15 protein-coding genes are annotated in these 15,887 nt (G+C 64.5%); 8 read left to right on the forward strand and 7 right to left on the reverse strand.

Features of this window, described 5'->3' with window-relative positions; translation table 11 throughout:
- Positions 1 to 125 precede the first annotated feature (125 nt).
- Positions 126 to 1,022 carry a neutral zinc metallopeptidase gene (locus AA0Z93_RS10510; protein ID WP_413048989.1) on the reverse strand — a complete coding sequence of 299 codons (897 nt, stop codon included), beginning with the start codon at positions 1,020 to 1,022 and terminating at the stop codon, positions 126 to 128.
- A 205-nt stretch (positions 1,023 to 1,227) separates the two neighbouring features.
- Between AA0Z93_RS10510 and pcaH the strand changes: the two genes are divergently transcribed.
- Both pcaH and pcaG read left to right on the forward strand, forming a co-directional pair.
- Positions 1,228 to 1,947: a protocatechuate 3,4-dioxygenase subunit beta gene (pcaH, locus tag AA0Z93_RS10515; protein WP_413048988.1), complete on the forward strand. Its 720-nt coding sequence runs from the start codon at positions 1,228 to 1,230 to the stop codon at positions 1,945 to 1,947.
- A gap of 10 nt (positions 1,948 to 1,957) precedes the next feature.
- Positions 1,958 to 2,563 carry a protocatechuate 3,4-dioxygenase subunit alpha gene (gene pcaG / locus AA0Z93_RS10520; protein WP_413048987.1) on the forward strand — a complete coding sequence of 202 codons (606 nt, stop codon included), beginning with the start codon at positions 1,958 to 1,960 and terminating at the stop codon, positions 2,561 to 2,563.
- Between the two features lie 406 nt (positions 2,564 to 2,969).
- Here pcaG and trmA read toward each other — a convergent pair whose 3' ends face one another.
- Positions 2,970 to 4,055 carry a tRNA (uridine(54)-C5)-methyltransferase TrmA gene (gene trmA / locus AA0Z93_RS10525; RefSeq protein WP_413048986.1) on the reverse strand — a complete coding sequence of 362 codons (1,086 nt, stop codon included), beginning with the start codon at positions 4,053 to 4,055 and terminating at the stop codon, positions 2,970 to 2,972.
- Positions 4,052 to 5,347 carry an NCS2 family permease gene (locus AA0Z93_RS10530; RefSeq protein ID WP_413048985.1) on the reverse strand — a complete coding sequence of 432 codons (1,296 nt, stop codon included), beginning with the start codon at positions 5,345 to 5,347 and terminating at the stop codon, positions 4,052 to 4,054. The genes trmA and AA0Z93_RS10530 overlap by 4 nt, the downstream gene beginning before the upstream one ends.
- A 410-nt stretch (positions 5,348 to 5,757) precedes the next feature.
- Between AA0Z93_RS10530 and AA0Z93_RS10535 the strand changes: the two genes are divergently transcribed.
- Complete coding sequence (locus AA0Z93_RS10535) at positions 5,758 to 6,234, forward strand: GNAT family N-acetyltransferase (protein ID WP_413048984.1); 477 nt, start codon at positions 5,758 to 5,760, stop codon at positions 6,232 to 6,234.
- Between the two features lie 8 nt (positions 6,235 to 6,242).
- On the opposite strand, the gene AA0Z93_RS10540 is transcribed toward AA0Z93_RS10535, so the two are convergent.
- Complete coding sequence (locus AA0Z93_RS10540) at positions 6,243 to 7,466, reverse strand: MFS transporter (protein WP_413048983.1); 1,224 nt, start codon at positions 7,464 to 7,466, stop codon at positions 6,243 to 6,245.
- A 709-nt stretch (positions 7,467 to 8,175) separates the two neighbouring features.
- Here AA0Z93_RS10540 and AA0Z93_RS10545 point away from each other — a divergent pair.
- The 3 genes from AA0Z93_RS10545 to AA0Z93_RS10555 are packed head-to-tail and all read left to right on the forward strand — an operon-like array spanning position 8,176 to position 10,792.
- Positions 8,176 to 9,618, forward strand: coding sequence for a cytochrome ubiquinol oxidase subunit I (locus AA0Z93_RS10545; RefSeq protein WP_413048982.1), 1,443 nt, complete (start codon positions 8,176 to 8,178; stop codon positions 9,616 to 9,618).
- A 3-nt stretch (positions 9,619 to 9,621) separates the two neighbouring features.
- Positions 9,622 to 10,629: a cytochrome d ubiquinol oxidase subunit II gene (cydB, locus tag AA0Z93_RS10550; protein ID WP_413048981.1), complete on the forward strand. Its 1,008-nt coding sequence runs from the start codon at positions 9,622 to 9,624 to the stop codon at positions 10,627 to 10,629.
- A gap of 13 nt (positions 10,630 to 10,642) precedes the next feature.
- Positions 10,643 to 10,792, forward strand: a complete 150-nt coding sequence (locus tag AA0Z93_RS10555; RefSeq protein ID WP_413048980.1) for a DUF2474 domain-containing protein — start codon at positions 10,643 to 10,645, stop codon at positions 10,790 to 10,792.
- Positions 10,793 to 10,824: 32 nt separating this feature from the next.
- Here the strand turns inward: AA0Z93_RS10555 and AA0Z93_RS10560 are convergent, their stop codons facing one another.
- Together AA0Z93_RS10560 and AA0Z93_RS10565 are read right to left on the reverse strand one after the other, a co-directional pair.
- Positions 10,825 to 11,943: a methyltransferase gene (locus AA0Z93_RS10560; RefSeq protein ID WP_413048979.1), complete on the reverse strand. Its 1,119-nt coding sequence runs from the start codon at positions 11,941 to 11,943 to the stop codon at positions 10,825 to 10,827.
- Between the two features lie 94 nt (positions 11,944 to 12,037).
- Positions 12,038 to 12,751, reverse strand: coding sequence for an autoinducer binding domain-containing protein (locus tag AA0Z93_RS10565; protein WP_413048978.1), 714 nt, complete (start codon positions 12,749 to 12,751; stop codon positions 12,038 to 12,040).
- Between the two features lie 202 nt (positions 12,752 to 12,953).
- Here AA0Z93_RS10565 and AA0Z93_RS10570 point away from each other — a divergent pair, with 202 nt between their 5' ends.
- Positions 12,954 to 13,730, forward strand: coding sequence for a ferredoxin--NADP reductase (locus AA0Z93_RS10570; protein ID WP_413048977.1), 777 nt, complete (start codon positions 12,954 to 12,956; stop codon positions 13,728 to 13,730).
- Between the two features lie 52 nt (positions 13,731 to 13,782).
- Here the strand turns inward: AA0Z93_RS10570 and mscL are convergent, their stop codons facing one another.
- Entirely contained in the window at positions 13,783 to 14,202 is a 420-nt protein-coding gene (mscL, locus tag AA0Z93_RS10575) for a large-conductance mechanosensitive channel protein MscL (RefSeq protein WP_028696186.1), read from the reverse strand.
- A 175-nt stretch (positions 14,203 to 14,377) separates the two neighbouring features.
- Here mscL and radA point away from each other — a divergent pair, with 175 nt between their 5' ends.
- Positions 14,378 to 15,751 (forward strand): DNA repair protein RadA, encoded by a 1,374-nt coding sequence (radA, locus tag AA0Z93_RS10580; protein ID WP_313740377.1) that lies wholly within the window; start codon positions 14,378 to 14,380, stop codon positions 15,749 to 15,751.
- Positions 15,752 to 15,887: the final 136 nt, after the last annotated feature.

Here is a 15,887-nt window from a genome sequence, read left to right on the forward strand (position 1 = left end):
GGGAAAATCTGGCTATGGGCCATCACTGGCGGTACTGGTCGCGAACGGCACGAGCGCACGGGTAGGGAAGAGTGCCGAAACGCACGCGGGCCGCCCGAGGGCAGCCCGCGTTCGAAGCGTTGGGTTTACAGGTTACGTGCGTTGAACGTGTCGCACTGGGTAGCGTCGCCCTGCTCGAAGCCGGTCTTGAACCAGCGCACGCGCTGCTGCGAAGTACCGTGGGTGAACGAGTCGGGAACCACACGGCCCTGGCCCTGCTGCTGCAAGCGGTCGTCGCCGATGGCGTTGGCCGCATTCAGCGCTTCGTCCACATCGCCCGGCTCCAGCCAGTTCAGGCGTTTCTGCGCCTGGTAGGCCCACACCCCGGCGAAGCAGTCGGCTTGCAGCTCCTGACGCACCAGCAGACCGTTGGCGCCTTCCATGCGCTCGCCGCGTTGACGGGCGGCTTGCACTTCTTTGGATACGCCGAGCAGCGTCTGTACGTGGTGGCCGATTTCATGTGCGATCACGTACGCCTGGGCGAAGTCGCCGGCGGCGGAGAAACGGGTTTCCATTTCGCGGAAGAACGACATGTCCAGGTACACGCGCTGGTCGGCAGGACAGTAGAACGGCCCGACCGCCGCCGAGGCGAAGCCGCAGGCCGAATTGACCTGGCCGCTGAACAGCACCAGTTTGGGCTCGCGGTATTGCTGGCCCGACTGGGCGAACAGGGCTTTCCAGGTGTCTTCGGTATCGCCCAGGATCGAGGAAACGAAAGCGGCTTGCTGGTCATCGGCCGGGGGCGTCTTGCCTTCAGTGCCGGCCGGAGCGGCCTGGCGCTGTTCGACCTGCCCACTTTGCCCGGTCAATTGGCCGAGGATCTGCAACGGGTCCTGGCCGGTCAGCCAGCCGATGCCGACGATCAGCAGGATCGCTCCCAGGCCCAGGCCCTTGCCACCGCCGAAGCGCATACCGCCGCCCCCGCCACCCGAACCTCGGGCATCCACTACGTTGTCGCTGCGCCGGCCTTTTCGCCAATCCATGAGAGTCTCCTGCAATAAGCTGTATGAGTTTCGCGCGAAGCGATTAGTTCAGGTGGTCGAAACATTGCAAACGCGGGCTCTATCCATAACCAATTCGATAAGCGAGATGGTGCCATTTTCAATGTTCAGGCGGCGTTACCTCACGGAAACTGCATGTCCGTCTGCCACGCACAGGCGCCCACAATTCCAAGAGAGGACAACGGCCATGCCCGCCGAGGACAATCGCCGCTTCGTGATCCGTGATCGCAACTGGCACCCCAAAGCCCTGACCCCCGACTACAAGACCTCGATCGCCCGTTCGCCGCGCCAGGCGCTGGTGAGCATTCCACAATCGATCAGCGAAACCACCGGCCCGAATTTCGCCCACCTGGGCTTCGGTGAGCACGACCACGACCTGCTGCTCAATTTCGACCACGGCGGCTTACCCATCGGCGAGCGCATCATCGTCGCCGGGCGCGTGCTGGACCAGTACGGCCACCCGGTGCCCAACACCCTGGTGGAAATGTGGCAGGCCAATGCCGGCGGCCGCTACCGGCACAAGAACGACCGGTATCTGGCGCCGCTGGACCCGAACTTCGGCGGCGTCGGCCGTTGTCTGAGCAACCGCGACGGCTTTTACAGCTTCCGCACCATCAAGCCTGGCCCCTATCCCTGGCGCAACGGCCCCAACGACTGGCGGCCGGCGCACATCCATTTCTCGGTGAGCGGCCCGTCGATCGCCACCAAGTTGATCACCCAGCTGTATTTCGAGGGCGATCCGCTGATCCCGATGTGCCCGATCGTCAAATCCATCGCCAACCCCGAGGCGGTGCAGCAACTGATCGCCAAGCTCGACATGGGCAACGCCAACCCGATGGACTGCCTGGCCTACCGCTTCGACATCGTCCTGCGCGGCCAGCGCCAGACCCACTTCGAGAACCGCTGAGGAGCTCCACATGCCTATTCAACTGCTGCCGGAAACCCCCTCGCAGACGGCGGGGCCGTATGTACACATCGGTTTGGCGCTACAGGCTGCCGGCAATCCGCCACGGTCCGAGGAAATCTGGAACCGCCTGGCCAAGCCCGAGGCCCCCGGCGAGCACATCCTGCTGATCGGCCACGTCTATGACGGTAACGGGCACCTGGTGCGCGATTCCTTTCTGGAGGTGTGGCAGGCCGATGCCCAAGGCCAGTACCACGAGGACTACAACCTGGAAAGCACCTTCAACAGCTTCGGCCGCACCGCCACCACCTTCGATGCGGGGGAGTGGACGCTGCACACGGTCAAGCCAGGCGTGGTGAACAACGCAGCGGGTGTGCCGATGGCGCCGCACATCAATGTCAGCCTGTTCGCCCGGGGCATCAACATCCATCTGCACACGCGGCTGTATTTCGACGATGAAGCCGAGGCCAACGGCAAGTGCCCTGTGCTCAATCTGATCGAACAGCCCCAGCGCCGCGAAACCCTGATTGCCCAGCGTTGCGAGGTGGACGGTAAGACGGCTTATCGGTTCGACATGCGTATCCAGGGCGAAGGGGAGACGGTGTTCTTCGATTTCTGAACCGCTGTAGGGAAGGGCGGTTTAGGCGTTCCGATCGACCGCGATGCTGCGGCGTATTGCGGCAGCCGTAGGCTGCGTTTGAAGCGAGGCGGCGTTGCCCCATGTTGCGACTGCAGTCGTTTCAACAGGACTATACGGCCTTTGTATTCAAAACTCGGGTTTCGTCCTTACCCAGCAGCACCTGTAGGGGCTGTAGGACTTGTAAGACTTGTAGGAGCGGCTTCAGCCGCGATGGCCGGCAGCGCCGGCCCAATGGCCGCAATGCTTCTCCACAGGGGGGTGAGCGGCGCCTGATTTGGGGCGGCGTTGCCGCCCATCGCTACTAAAGTCGCTCCTACAAAGTTCACAGGGTTCATAGGGTTCATAGGGCCCATGAGGCCCATAGACCCCACACGACCTGCCGCCCTCAACGCCGAACCAGCAACACTCCGCTTTCCATATGGTGGGTATACGGGAATTGGTCGAACAACGCGCAGCGCTCGATGCGGTGGGTGTCGTGCAGTTGGGCGATGTTGGCGGCCAGGGTCTCGGGGTTGCAGGAGATGTACAGGATGCGCTCGAAGCGCCGGGTCAGCTCGCAGGTGTCCGGGTCCATGCCGGCGCGCGGCGGGTCGACGAATACGCTGCCGAAGGCGTACCGCTTGAGGTCGATGCCCTGCAAACGGCGGAACGGCCGCACTTCGTTCAGCGCCTGGGTCAGTTCCTCGGCCGAGAGCCGCACCAGGGTCACATTGTCGATGCCGTTCTCGTCCAGGTTGCTCAAAGCGGCGTTGACCGACGTCTTGCTGATCTCGGTGGCCAGTACCTGGCGCACGCGAGTGGCCAGCGGCAGGGTGAAGTTGCCGTTGCCACAGTACAGTTCGAGCAGATCGTCGTCGCGTTCGCCCATGGCCTCGAAGGCCCAGCCCAGCATCTTCTGGTTCACCGTGCCGTTGGGCTGGGTGAACGCACCTTCCGGCTGACGATAGCTGAACACCCGGCCGGCGACTTCGAGTTTCTCCAGCGCATAGTCGCGACCAATCACCAGGCGCTTGCCCTTCGAGCGGCCGATCACGCTTACCTGCAACTCGCTGGCCAGCGCTTGTGCGGCGGCTTCCCAGGCCTCGTCGAGGGGGCGGTGGTAGCACAGGGTGACCATCGCATCGCCCGCCAGGGTGGTGAGGAACTCGACCTGGAACAGGCGGTTGCTCAATGCCTCGTTGGCTTGCCAGGCGGCCTTGAGGCGCGGCATCAAGTCGTTGATGCGCTGGCTGGCGATGGGGAAGTCGTCGATCAGGATCGCCTGGTGCTTCTCGCCGGGGGCGAACATCGCATAGTGGCGCTCGCCGCCTTCGCGCCACAGGCGAAACTCGGCGCGTAGGCGGTAGTGGTATTGGAGCGAATCGAACACCGCAGGTTCCGGTGCATCGAACGGCGCCAGCAGCGCGCGCAGGCGCTCGGCCTTGGCGTTCAGTTGCTCGGTGTAGGTGGAGGGGTCGAAAGCGGCACTCATGCGTTGAACCAGCCCAGCTTGATGACGAACAGAATGGACAGGATCACCAGCGCTGCGTTCAGGTCGCGGTAGCGGCCGGAGATCAGCTTGATGGCGGTCCAGGCGATGAAGCCGAAGGCGATGCCGTTGGCGATCGAGTAGGTCAGCGGCATGGCCAGGGCAGTGACCACCACCGGGGCGGCCTCGGTAATGTCGTCCCAGTTGATCTCCGCCAGGCCCGAGGCCATCAGCACCGCCACGAACAGCAGCGCCGGCGCGGTGGCGAAGGCCGGTACGCTGCCGGCCAGCGGGGCGAAGAACAGGGCCAGCAGGAACAGCACGGCGACCACGATGGCGGTCAGGCCCGTGCGACCTCCAGCGCTGACGCCTGCGGCCGACTCGATGTAGCTGGTGGTGGTCGAGGTACCGAGCAGCGAGCCTGCCATGGCCGCGGTGCTGTCGGCGATCAGGGCGCGGCCCATCTTCGGCATGTGCCCGTCCTTGCCCATCAAGCCGGCGCGCTTGGCCACGCCGATCAGGGTGCCGGAGTTGTCGAACAGATCGACGAAGAGGAAGGCGAATATCACGCTGATCAGCGCCACGTCGAGGGCGCCGGCGATGTCCAGTTGCAGGAAGGTCGGCGCCAGCGACGGCGGCATCGACACCACGCCTGCGAAGGGCGTCACGCCCAGCACGATGGAGGCCACGGTCACGGCCAGGATGCCGATCAGCACCGCACCGCGCACCTTCAGCGCTTCCAGGCCGACGATCAGGAAGAAGCCCAGGGTGGCGAGGATCGGCGCTGGGTTGCGCAGATCGCCCAGGCCCACCAGGGTCGCCGGGTTGTCGACGACGATACCGGCGTTGTGCAGGGCGATCAGCGCCAGGAACAGACCGATGCCGGCGGCGATGGCCGAGCGCAGCGGCAGCGGAATGCTGTTGACGATCCACTCGCGGATGCGCAGCACCGAGAGTACGAAGAACAGCACCGCCGAAACGAACACCGCGCCCAGCGCGACCTGCCAGGTATGGCCCTGGTGCAGCACCACGGTGTAGGTGAAGAAGGCGTTCAGGCCCATGCCCGGTGCCAGGGCGATGGGGTAGTTGGCGATCAGGCCCATGGTCACCGAACCGATGGCCGCCGCCAGGCAAGTGGCGACGAACAACGCGCCCTTGTCCATGCCGGTCTCGCCGAGAATGCTCGGGTTGACGAACAGGATGTAGGCCATGGCCAGGAAGGTGGTGACGCCCGCCAGTATCTCGGTGCGTACGTTGGTGTTGTGTGCTCTTAGTTGAAACAGCCTTTCCAGCATGCCCGCTCCCAAGTCGCCGTCGGCGCCGTGAATGTATCGACCCCAAGAGCAAAGCACAGGCGGCCAAGACTGCTAATGCCGGTCAGTCATGCAACCGGGGCCGCTTGGCGGCCCATCGCGGCTAAAGCCGCTCCCACAGGCGCAATCCTGTAGGAGCGGCTTTAGCCGCGATGGGCTGCAAAGCAGCCCCGATTGACGCTGCTTCGGCTCAACTGACTGGCATCGGCCAAGGCTGCCGTGTTTTATCCGGGGCGGAAAAAAGCCGCGCATCATACCAGCATGCTTGGCGAGCGGTAGGTTCTGTCTGAAATGTCGGGGTGGGAAGGCGACGCAAGGTGAGGGCGCAGGTGTTCGAAGGCTTCGGTACTGCCTTCAGGCTACACTGCGCTTCCGCCCGAGAGCCGACGCCTGTGCAACTGATCGACTACCGCGACCTCACTCAGGCCCAGCAAGCCCAAGTGCTCGACATCCATCTGCCGCCCGAGCAACGGCGCCATGCCGGCGATGCGGCCAGCGCGCTGTACCTTGCACGTAATCCCAGCGAGCAGCAGCGCTGCCTGGTGCTGGTGCACAGGCACGTCCCGCGCGGCCTGCTGCTGCTTCAGCGCGGCGTGTTCCTGCCTGCCTGGGCCGCAGCGGATGCGGCGATGCTGATCGCCTTGCAGGTCGATCGGCGCTACCAGGGCCAAGGGCTGGGGCGTGCCTGCTTGCAGGCCCTGCCGGCGGTGGTGCGGGCCCTATGGCCGGACATCGGTCGTCTGCAACTGTCGGTGGCGCCCGACAACCACCTGGCGCAGCGGCTCTATCGCCATAGCGGGTGGAGCGACAGCGGGCTCGGTCATCGCGCCCGCGACGGATACGAGCTGAGCATGAGTTTCGCGCTGTGAGCGTCGCTTCATACCTTGATCTCACTGTGTAACCGGTCGCGATTGGCCAGGGTCGGGAACAGCTTGATCCATACCCCGGTCACCACCAGCGTGCCGACCCCGCCCAACACCACCGCCGGCACTGTGCCCAACCAGTGTGCGGTGACCCCCGATTCGAACTCGCCGAGCTGGTTCGAGGCGCCGATGAACAGGCCGTTCACGGCGCTGACCCGGCCGCGCATCTCATCGGGCGTCTCCAACTGCACGAAGGCGCTGCGGATCACCATGCTGATCATGTCGGCTGCGCCGAGCACCACCAGCACCGCCAGCGAAAACCAGAAGGACGTCGACAGGCCGAAGGCGATGGTGGCCACGCCGAACACGGCCACGGCGGTGAACATGGTGCGCCCCACCTTGCGTTCGAAGGGAAAGCGCGCCAGCCACAGCGACATCAGCAAGGCACCGACCGCCGGCGCCGAACGCAACAGGCCCAGGCCCATGGGACCAGTGAACAGGATGTCCTTGGCGAATACCGGCAACAGCGCCGTGGCGCCGCCCAGCAGCACGGCGAACAGATCGAGGGAGATGGCCCCGAGGATGTCCTGGCGGCTGCGGATGAAACGGATGCCGGCCAGCAGCGACTCCAGGCTGGCGCGGCCGCGCTGGGCCACTTGCGCGCGTACGCTCAGGCTCAGGGTCAGCAGGCAGGCGATGGCGTACAGCAGCACGGTCGGGCCGTACACCCAGAGGCTGCCGAAGGCGTACAGGAAACCGCCCACCGCCGGTGCGACGATGGTCGCCGATTGACTGGCCGAAGCGGACGCCGCGACCGCACGTGGGAACAGGCCCGGCGGCACGATGTTGGGCAGCAGCGCCTGGGTCGCCGGCATTTCGAAGGCGCGGGTGGCGCCGAGCAGGAAGGCCAACGCGAAGATCAGCTCGCGGCTAACGTTGTCGGTGGCACTGCCCAGCGCCAGGCCAAGCGCGATCAAGCCTTGCAGGGTCTGGCACAGCGCGGCCACGCGGCGCCGGTCGTAGCGGTCGGCGACATGCCCGGTATGCAGCATGAACAGCACACGCGGGGCGAACTCCACCAGACCCACCAGGCCCAGGTCGAGTACGTTGCCGGTGAGCTGGTAGAGGTGCCAGCCGATGGCCACGGTGAGCATCTGGAAACCGCTGGCGGTAAATACCCGGGCGAACCAGAAGGCGACGAAGGGGCGGTGGTGGCGGAGCAGAATGGGGTCGGACATGGAGGTGAGTGTCAGCCTGTGAGAGATTCTGGAGTTGTCGCCAAGTCTTCCAAGCGACCAGCTGGGCGGGGCGGCCGGTTCGGCGCTTCGATCGGCCGCGATGGCTTGCGCGTCAGGTCCAATAGCCGCGATCGGTTTCCGTCGGGGACTCGACGGCGCCTAAAGTGGGGCGGCTCTGCCGCCCATCGCGGCTAAACCGGTGCGCCGGCCGGCCGCTCCTACAGGTCCGTGTGCCATCGGAAAATACGCGTTCCCTGTAGGAGCGGCTTCAGCCGCGATGGACGGCAAAGCCGCCCCAAAGGCCACGCCCGTATTTCGCCAGGTCACAGGCAGTGCCCCGATCAAAATCGCTTCACGGCCCATCGCAGCTGAACCAGCGCCGCTGCGACCGCCAACAGATGTACGTCGGCTCAGAGTATCACCTGATTGTAACAAACAGTTGCTGCTTGCCGACTCCGGCACATCCTGCGCTCCCGGTAAACCCGGTGAGACCTTCCGTCACGCGGCATTCGACCACAGACCGTACTGGGCGCTGGAAGACTATGCTGGGGTCACATCCGTTGATCTGGATCAAAACGATCCACCCCAATGGGTAGCCATACCCCCTTGATCCGACCGAACAATTCCAACGCACGGCGCTCGATACACCAGGGGGCAGTAGCGGAGGGCCGCGCGCCCTGCCGCCGGATCACCTGACGAGGAAATGCCCATGTTCGGTCTCGAAGCTTTGGAGCTTGCCCGAATCCAGTTCGCCTTCACCGTATCGTTCCACATCCTGTTCCCCGCCATCACCATAGGCCTGGCCAGCTACCTGGCCGTGCTCGAAGGGCTGTGGCTGAAAACCGATCGGCAGGTCTACCGCGACCTCTACCACTTCTGGTCGAAGATCTTCGCCGTCAACTTCGGCATGGGCGTGGTTTCGGGGTTGGTGATGGCCTATCAGTTCGGCACCAACTGGAGCCGCTTTTCCGAGTTCGCCGGCTCCGTCACCGGCCCTTTGCTGACCTATGAAGTGCTCACCGCCTTCTTCCTCGAAGCGGGCTTCCTCGGCGTCATGTTGTTCGGCTGGAACCGCGTGGGCCGCGGCCTGCACTTCTTCGCCACGCTGATGGTGGCCCTCGGCACGCTGATCTCGACCTTCTGGATCCTGGCTTCCAACAGCTGGATGCAGACCCCGCAAGGGCACGAGATCGTCGACGGGCGGGTGATTCCGGTCGATTGGCTGGCGATCATCTTCAACCCCTCGTTCCCCTACCGCCTGCTGCACATGTCGGTCGCAGCCTTCGTCGCCACGGCCTTCTTCGTCGGCGCTTCGGCGGCCTGGCACCTGCTGCGCGGACGCGACAATCCGGCGGTGCGCAAGATGCTCTCGATGGCCATGTGGATGGCGTTGATCGTGGCGCCGGTACAGGCCGTGATCGGCGACTTCCATGGCCTCAACACCCTCAAGCACCAACCGGCGAAGATCGCCGCCATCGAAGGCCACTGGGAAAATCCGCCGGGCGAGCCGACGCCGTTGATTCTCTTCGGGCTGCCGGACATGCAGGCCGAGACCACCCGCTACAAGGTCGAGATTCCGGTGCTGGGCAGCCTGATCCTGACCCACAGCTTCGACAAGCAAGTGCCGGCGCTCAAGGAGTTCGCGCCTGAGGACCGGCCCAACTCCACGGTGATCTTCTGGTCGTTCCGGGTGATGGTGGGCCTTGGCATGCTGATGATCCTGGTCGGCCTGTGGAGCCTGTGGCTGCGCCGTACGGGTGGACTGTACAGTTCGCGGCCCTTCCTTTACCTGACGCTGTGGATGGGACCGTCCGGGTTGATCGCCATCCTCGCCGGCTGGTTCACCACCGAGATCGGGCGCCAACCCTGGGTGGTGTATGGGCTGATGCGCACCGCCGAAGGTGTGTCGAACCACAGCCAAACCCAGCTGGGCTTCACCCTGGTGATGTTCGTGGTGGTGTACTTCGCGCTGTTCGGCACCGGCCTGGGCTACATGATGCGCCTGGTACGCAAGGGCCCGCACACCGGCGAAGGCAACCAGCCGCGCCCGGGCGGCCCTGGGCGCAAACGCACGCCGGCGCGGCCGCTGTCGGCCGCAGAAGAAGGCTCTGGCAACGATGCCGGATCTGCGCGTCTGAACGAGGGGAACTGAAGCATGGATATCGATCTTCCGCTGATCTGGGCCGGCATCATCATCTTCGGCGTGATGATGTACGTGGTGATGGACGGCTTCGACCTGGGCATCGGCATGCTCTTTCCCTTCGTGCCGGCCAAGACCGACCGCGACGTGATGATGAATACCGTGGCGCCGGTCTGGGATGGTAACGAAACCTGGCTGGTGCTCGGTGGGGCCGGGCTGTTCGGCGCCTTTCCGATGGCCTACGCGGTGGTGCTCGAAGCCCTCTATCTGCCGCTGATCCTGATGCTGGTAGGGCTTATCTTCCGCGGCGTGGCCTTCGAGTTCCGCTTCAAGGCCAGGGATGCCAAGCGCCACTTGTGGGACAAGGCCTTCATCGGCGGCTCGCTGGTGGCGACCTTCTTCCAGGGCGTGGCGCTGGGTGCGTTCATCGAAGGCTTCAAAGTGGTCGACCGGCACTACGCCGGAGGCTCGCTGGACTGGCTCACGCCGTTCAGCCTGTTCAGCGGCCTGGGCCTGATCGTGGCCTATGCGCTGCTGGGCGCGACCTGGCTGATCATGAAGACCGACGGCCCCTTGCACCAGCGCATGCATCAACTGGCCAAGCCCCTGGCTCTGGTGCTGCTGGCAGTGATCGGCGTGGTCAGCCTGTGGACGCCGCTGGCCTATGGGCAGATCGCCGAACGCTGGTTCAGCCTGCCCAACCTGATCTGGTTCCTGCCCGTGCCGATCCTGGTGCTGGTGACCTTCTACGCCTTGCTCAGGGCGGTGGCGCGCGGCAGCCATTACGCGCCTTTCCTGCTGACCTTGGTATTGATCTTCCTTGGCTACAGCGGCCTGGGCATCAGCCTGTGGCCGAACATCATCCCGCCATCCGTGTCGATCTGGGAGGCCGCCGCGCCGCCGCAGAGCCAGAGCTTCATGCTGGTGGGCACGCTGTTCATCCTGCCGTTGATCCTGGGCTACACGTTCTGGAGCTACTACGTGTTCCGCGGCAAGGTCGGCCACGACGATGGCTATCACTGAGGAGCGACGGCCCATGAAGCATGAACCCTGCGAGACGCCAACGCCCTTGTGGCGGCGGCTGGGCTGGCTGGCGCTGATCTGGCTGGCCAGCGTGGCCAGCCTGGGCGTGTTCGCCTGGCTGATGCGCCTGTTCATGAGTGCGGCGGGCCTCACGACCCACTGATCGCGCGCACCGCGCACGGCCCGGGCGTGCGCCTATTTGCGCGCTTTGAGGATGACGAACTTGGGCGTGGCCGCTACCTGCTCCACGCCGCGGAACAGCCGCGCCAGCTTGCTGTGATAGCCCAGGTGGCGGTTGCCGACGATGTACAGCGCGCCGCCTACCACCAATGCCTCGCGTGCCTGTTGGAACATGCGCCAGGCGAGGAAGTCGCCGACCACCTGCTGCTGATGGAACGGTGGATTGCACAGCACCACGTCCAAGGATTGCTTGGGGTGCCCGGCCAAGCCGTCGGCGGCGATGAAATCGGCCGGTCGCTCGCCGAGCGCCGCACGCCAGTTCTCCTCGGCCGACTGCACCGCCATGTACGACTCGTCCACCAGGGTGTAATGCGCTTCGGGGTTGCGCAGAGCACTGGCGATGGCCAGCACCCCGTTGCCGCAGCCCAGGTCGGCGACCCGTGCGCTGCCGAGGTCGTTCGGCAGGTGCGGGAGGAAGGCACGCGTGCCGATGTCCAGGCCTTCGCGGCAGAACACGTTGGCGTGGTTGACCAGCGTCAGTGGCGGCGCATCGAGCAGGTAGCGGGTGGGGTAGGGCGAGACGGCGATGGGCCGTTCGCTGGCGGTGGCCGTCAGCAGGCGGGCCTTCTTCTGCGCCAGCGAGGCCTGTACGGGGCCTACGTACTTTTCCAGCAGGTCGCCTGCGGCGCGCGGCAGGTGCTTGACCATGGCGCCGGCGATCACCTGGGCGCCCGGTGCCAGTCGGCCTTGCAGGCGGATCAGTTGCTCTTCGAGCAGGGCCAGGGCCTTGGGCACACGCAGCAGCACGTAGTCGAACGGCCCCTGCCAGGTGGCGCTGGCCGGCACGAACGGCACTTCGGGCCTGGCATTGCGAGCCAGGTTCTTGTCCAGCGCCAAGTGGGCCAGGTACGAATCGCCGCTGCTGACCACCGCCACATGGCCGCTCAGGCTCGCAGCCAGGGCACCGAAGCTGTCGTTGAGTACCAGCACGCGGCTGTGCGCGGCAGGCGTCAGCGCGGCCATATGTTGCAGCAGATACTCGTCGGCGGCGTCGAAGGCCTGCAACGGATCATTGGCTTGATCGGGCTGGCGGATCAACTGGAGGTCGGCGAAGGGAGACGTTAGCGAAGGCATGGGGCAGACCCTGAAGGGAATCGTCCGGCCGCCTGGGCGACCCTGGTTGGGCGCGGATTCTACAGGGCTTTGCCAAGGGAGGGGCAGGTCGGCTTCAGATCATGCCATGCATGGCGGCGATGGCGATGGCGCCGGCTTTGTTCGAGGCGTTGGTCTTGGTGATGACGCTGCGGATGTGGAAGTTCACCGTGCTCTGCGACAACGAGAGGATGCAGGCGATGTCGGCGGCGGTCTTGCCCGCTGCAGACCAGCGCAGCACCTCCATCTCCCGGTCGCTCAAGTGCGCGACGGGTGACTCGGCCTCCAAGCGGACCCGATGGTGCTCACCGATCAAAGCATGCAAGGTGTTGCACAGCCACAGGACTTCAGCACCCTTTTCGTAAAACTCGGCCATGCCGATCTTGCCCGAAGGGCGCGACACACTGAGGTGGCTTTCGAAACCGCGCAAACCATGCACCGCTTGGGTCCAACCATGGCGCAAGCCGTGTTTGCAGGCAGCGTGTCGGTACCGGGGGCAGGCCGCGAAGTGCGCTTCGTCCCACAATACCGGCAGCGTGGTGTGGTGGCACATGGATCTGATCGGATCGATCTGGCTCAGCTCTTCGCGCTCGTATTGTTCGTTCCACTCGGCCGGATAGTTGTTGTAGCACAGCAGGTTGGTACCGCGGGCTGCGCTTTGCACGTGCAGGCGCAAGCCCAAGTGGGTCATGCCTAGGGCTTGGGCCAATTCGATCGAGCGGTCAAAGATCGCGGTGGGCTCTCGTTTTTCCAGCAGATCCTGCAATTGTCTGGACGTCCAATGTGGCATTGCGATTCCCCGGAGCCTTTAGCAGTCAGGTTAAGACAGTACCCAGTGTAGGGAATGTCTGAAGGTGAAGTTCTGCTTTTTCGCTATAAGTGTCTTTCGGTTTAATCATTTAGAACGGTTGGCACTATAGTCCCGCGACTTGAGTGGTTTTTATCCGGGCGGCTTTGCGCCACACTGGCGTACCTGTTTCCCGGAGTGTCCCATGACCGCCAGCGCCGACAAGTTCACTGCCCAGACCCTGCTGGACGTCCAGCCGTTGACCCCGAACCTGTTCAGCCTGCGGGTGACCCGCGATGCCGGTTTCCGCTTCCGCTCCGGTCAGTTCGCGCGTTTGGGGGTGACCAAGGCCGATGGCAGCATCGCCTGGCGTGCCTATTCGATGGTCAGTGCACCCCATGACGAATACCTGGATTTCTTTTCAATTGTTGTGCCAGGTGGAGAATTCACCAGCGAGTTGAGCCGCCTGGGCGAAGGCGACACCCTGCTCATCGACCGCCAGGCCTTCGGCTACCTGACCCTGGACCGCTTCGTCGGTGGGCGTGACCTGTGGCTGCTGGCCACCGGTACCGGGATCGCGCCATTCATGTCGATCCTGCAGGATTTCGAGGCCTGGGAACGGTTCGAGTCGATCAAACTGGTGTATTCGGTGCGCGAGGCCAAGGAGCTGGCTTACCTCGACGAGATCGCCGGGCTCGAGCGGCGCGATTACCTGGCCGAATTCGCCGGCAAGCTGCAATTCATTCCGGTGGTCACCCGCGAAGCGCATCCGGGTGCATTGAATGCGCGCATCACCACGCTGATCGAAACCGGTGAGCTGGAACGGGCGGCAGGGCTGGCGTTCTCGCCCGAGCATTCGCGCATCATGCTGTGCGGCAACCCGCAGATGATCGACGACACACGTCAGGCGTTGAAGGCGCGGGATCTGCAATTGAGCTTGAGCCGGCGGCCTGGACAGGTGGCGGTGGAGAACTACTGGTAATAAGGAAGGGCAAAGACAGAAGGGCCGCCTTGCGCGGCCCTTTTGCATGGGCTCAGGGCAATCTGTTCTGGTTCTGCGTCTTGAGCAGGTCGCGGATTTCGGTCAGCAACGTCTCCTGCGGCGTTGGGGTCGGCGGTGCGCTCGGAGCGACCGCTTCTTCGCGCTTGAGGCGGTTGATGGCCTTCACGCCCATGAAGATGGCGAAGGCGACGATGATGAAGTCAATCACGGTCTGGATGAATTTGCCGTAGGCCAGCACCACCGCCGGGACATCGCCCTGGGCGGCCTTGAGCGTGATGGCCAGGTCGCTGAAATCGACGCCGCCGATCAGCAGTCCCAGCGGTGGCATGATCACATCACCGACGAACGACGAGACGATCTTGCCGAACGCCGCGCCGATGATGATGCCGACGGCCATGTCGACGACATTGCCTTTGACCGCAAAGGCCTTGAATTCCTTGATCACGCTCATGGTGTGTTTCCTTGTAACGAAGTGAGAATGTGCTCGCAGTGTAGCCAGCATCGGTTGCATGCGTTGCGCATGCTGCAAGTGACTGTAATGCCAGCCAATAGTTTTAGCCGATGAGCGCCCGCAGTACAGATGCAAGGGTCGGTTATGATGGTGGCTTTTTCCAGGAGACCGACCCATGGCCAAGGCCAAGCGCTTGTATGGCTGCACCGAGTGCGGCGCCACCTTCCCCAAGTGGGCGGGCCAATGCGGCGAGTGCGGCGCCTGGAACACCCTGGTGGAAACCCAGATCGAGAGCGGCGGCGCGGCGGCGCCCAGCAGCGGGCGTGCCGGCTGGACCGGCCAGCAGGCGCAGCTCAAGACCCTCGCCGAAGTCAGCGTCGAGGAAATCCCGCGCTTCACCACCAGCAGCGGCGAACTCGACCGCGTACTGGGCGGCGGTCTGGTCGACGGCTCCGTAGTGCTGATCGGCGGCGACCCCGGCATTGGCAAGTCGACCATCCTCTTGCAGACCCTGTGCAACATCGCCACGCACATGCCCGCGCTGTACGTCACCGGCGAGGAGTCGCAGCAGCAGGTGGCGATGCGCTCGCGCCGTCTGGGCCTGCCCCAGGACCAGCTCAAGGTGATGACCGAAACCTGCATCGAAACCATCATCGCCACCGCCCGCGCGGAAAAGCCGCGGGTGATGGTCATCGACTCGATCCAGACCATCTTCACCGAGCAACTGCAATCGGCGCCGGGCGGCGTGGCCCAGGTGCGCGAAAGCACGGCGCTGCTGGTGCGCTATGCCAAGCAGAGCGGCACGGCGATCTTCCTGGTCGGCCACGTCACCAAGGAAGGCTCATTGGCCGGGCCGCGCGTGCTCGAGCACATGGTCGACACCGTGCTGTATTTCGAAGGCGAGTCCGACGGTCGCCTGCGCCTGTTGCGGGCGGTGAAGAACCGCTTCGGCGCGATCAACGAACTGGGCGTGTTCGGCATGACCGATCGCGGCCTGAAAGAGGTGTCGAACCCATCGGCGATCTTCCTCAACCGCGCCCAGGAAGCGGTACCGGGCAGTGTGGTCATGGCCACCTGGGAAGGTACGCGGCCCATGCTGGTCGAAGTGCAGGCGCTGGTCGACGACAGCCACCTGTCCAACCCGCGGCGCGTGACCCTGGGCCTGGACCAGAACCGCCTGGCCATGCTGCTGGCCGTGCTGCACCGCCACGGCGGCATCCCCACCCACGACCAGGACGTGTTCCTCAACGTGGTCGGCGGGGTCAAGGTGCTGGAAACCGCGTCCGACCTGGCCTTGCTCGCGGCGGTCATGTCCAGCCTGCGCAACCGGCCGCTGGCCCATGGTTTGCTGGTGTTCGGCGAGGTCGGCCTGTCTGGCGAGGTGCGGCCGGTGCCCAGCGGCCAGGAGCGGCTCAAGGAAGCGGCCAAGCACGGCTTCAAGCGCGCCATCGTGCCCAAGGGCAACGCACCGAAGGATGCGCCAGCGGGGTTGCAGGTGATTGCGGTGACGCGGTTGGAGCAGGCGTTGGATGCGTTGTTCGAGGAGTGATACTGCGTGCCAGCGGCTTGCCAGCTACCTTGGCTGGAACAGAAAACCCCGCATGGGCGATGCTGTTCGCTCAACTCCGATGTTGCCCCGTCCAGGGCTGTACAGCAGCCCTGACCCAGGCGATGCGCTACTGCCA

The organism is Pseudomonas phoenicis (assembly GCF_047302395.1).
Classification (GTDB): Bacteria; Pseudomonadota; Gammaproteobacteria; order Pseudomonadales; family Pseudomonadaceae; genus Aquipseudomonas.

Bases quoted from the DNA above. Each gene is read 5' to 3' on its own strand.
- AA0Z93_RS10530 (WP_413048985.1), bottom strand. From the start codon at position 5,347: ATGCTGGAAAGGCTGTTTCAACTAAGAGCACACAACACCAACGTACGC.
- AA0Z93_RS10555 (WP_413048980.1), top strand. From the start codon at position 10,643: ATGAAGCATGAACCCTGCGAGACGCCAACGCCCTTGTGGCGGCGGCTG.
- cydB (WP_413048981.1), top strand. From the start codon at position 9,622: ATGGATATCGATCTTCCGCTGATCTGGGCCGGCATCATCATCTTCGGC.
- AA0Z93_RS10510 (WP_413048989.1), bottom strand. From the start codon at position 1,022: ATGGATTGGCGAAAAGGCCGGCGCAGCGACAACGTAGTGGATGCCCGA.
- pcaG (WP_413048987.1), top strand. From the start codon at position 1,958: ATGCCTATTCAACTGCTGCCGGAAACCCCCTCGCAGACGGCGGGGCCG.
- mscL (WP_028696186.1), bottom strand. From the start codon at position 14,202: ATGAGCGTGATCAAGGAATTCAAGGCCTTTGCGGTCAAAGGCAATGTC.
- AA0Z93_RS10570 (WP_413048977.1), top strand. From the start codon at position 12,954: ATGACCGCCAGCGCCGACAAGTTCACTGCCCAGACCCTGCTGGACGTC.
- radA (WP_313740377.1), top strand. From the start codon at position 14,378: ATGGCCAAGGCCAAGCGCTTGTATGGCTGCACCGAGTGCGGCGCCACC.
- AA0Z93_RS10560 (WP_413048979.1), bottom strand. From the start codon at position 11,943: ATGCCTTCGCTAACGTCTCCCTTCGCCGACCTCCAGTTGATCCGCCAG.
- AA0Z93_RS10545 (WP_413048982.1), top strand. From the start codon at position 8,176: ATGTTCGGTCTCGAAGCTTTGGAGCTTGCCCGAATCCAGTTCGCCTTC.
- AA0Z93_RS10540 (WP_413048983.1), bottom strand. From the start codon at position 7,466: ATGTCCGACCCCATTCTGCTCCGCCACCACCGCCCCTTCGTCGCCTTC.
- trmA (WP_413048986.1), bottom strand. From the start codon at position 4,055: ATGAGTGCCGCTTTCGACCCCTCCACCTACACCGAGCAACTGAACGCC.
- pcaH (WP_413048988.1), top strand. From the start codon at position 1,228: ATGCCCGCCGAGGACAATCGCCGCTTCGTGATCCGTGATCGCAACTGG.
- AA0Z93_RS10565 (WP_413048978.1), bottom strand. From the start codon at position 12,751: ATGCCACATTGGACGTCCAGACAATTGCAGGATCTGCTGGAAAAACGA.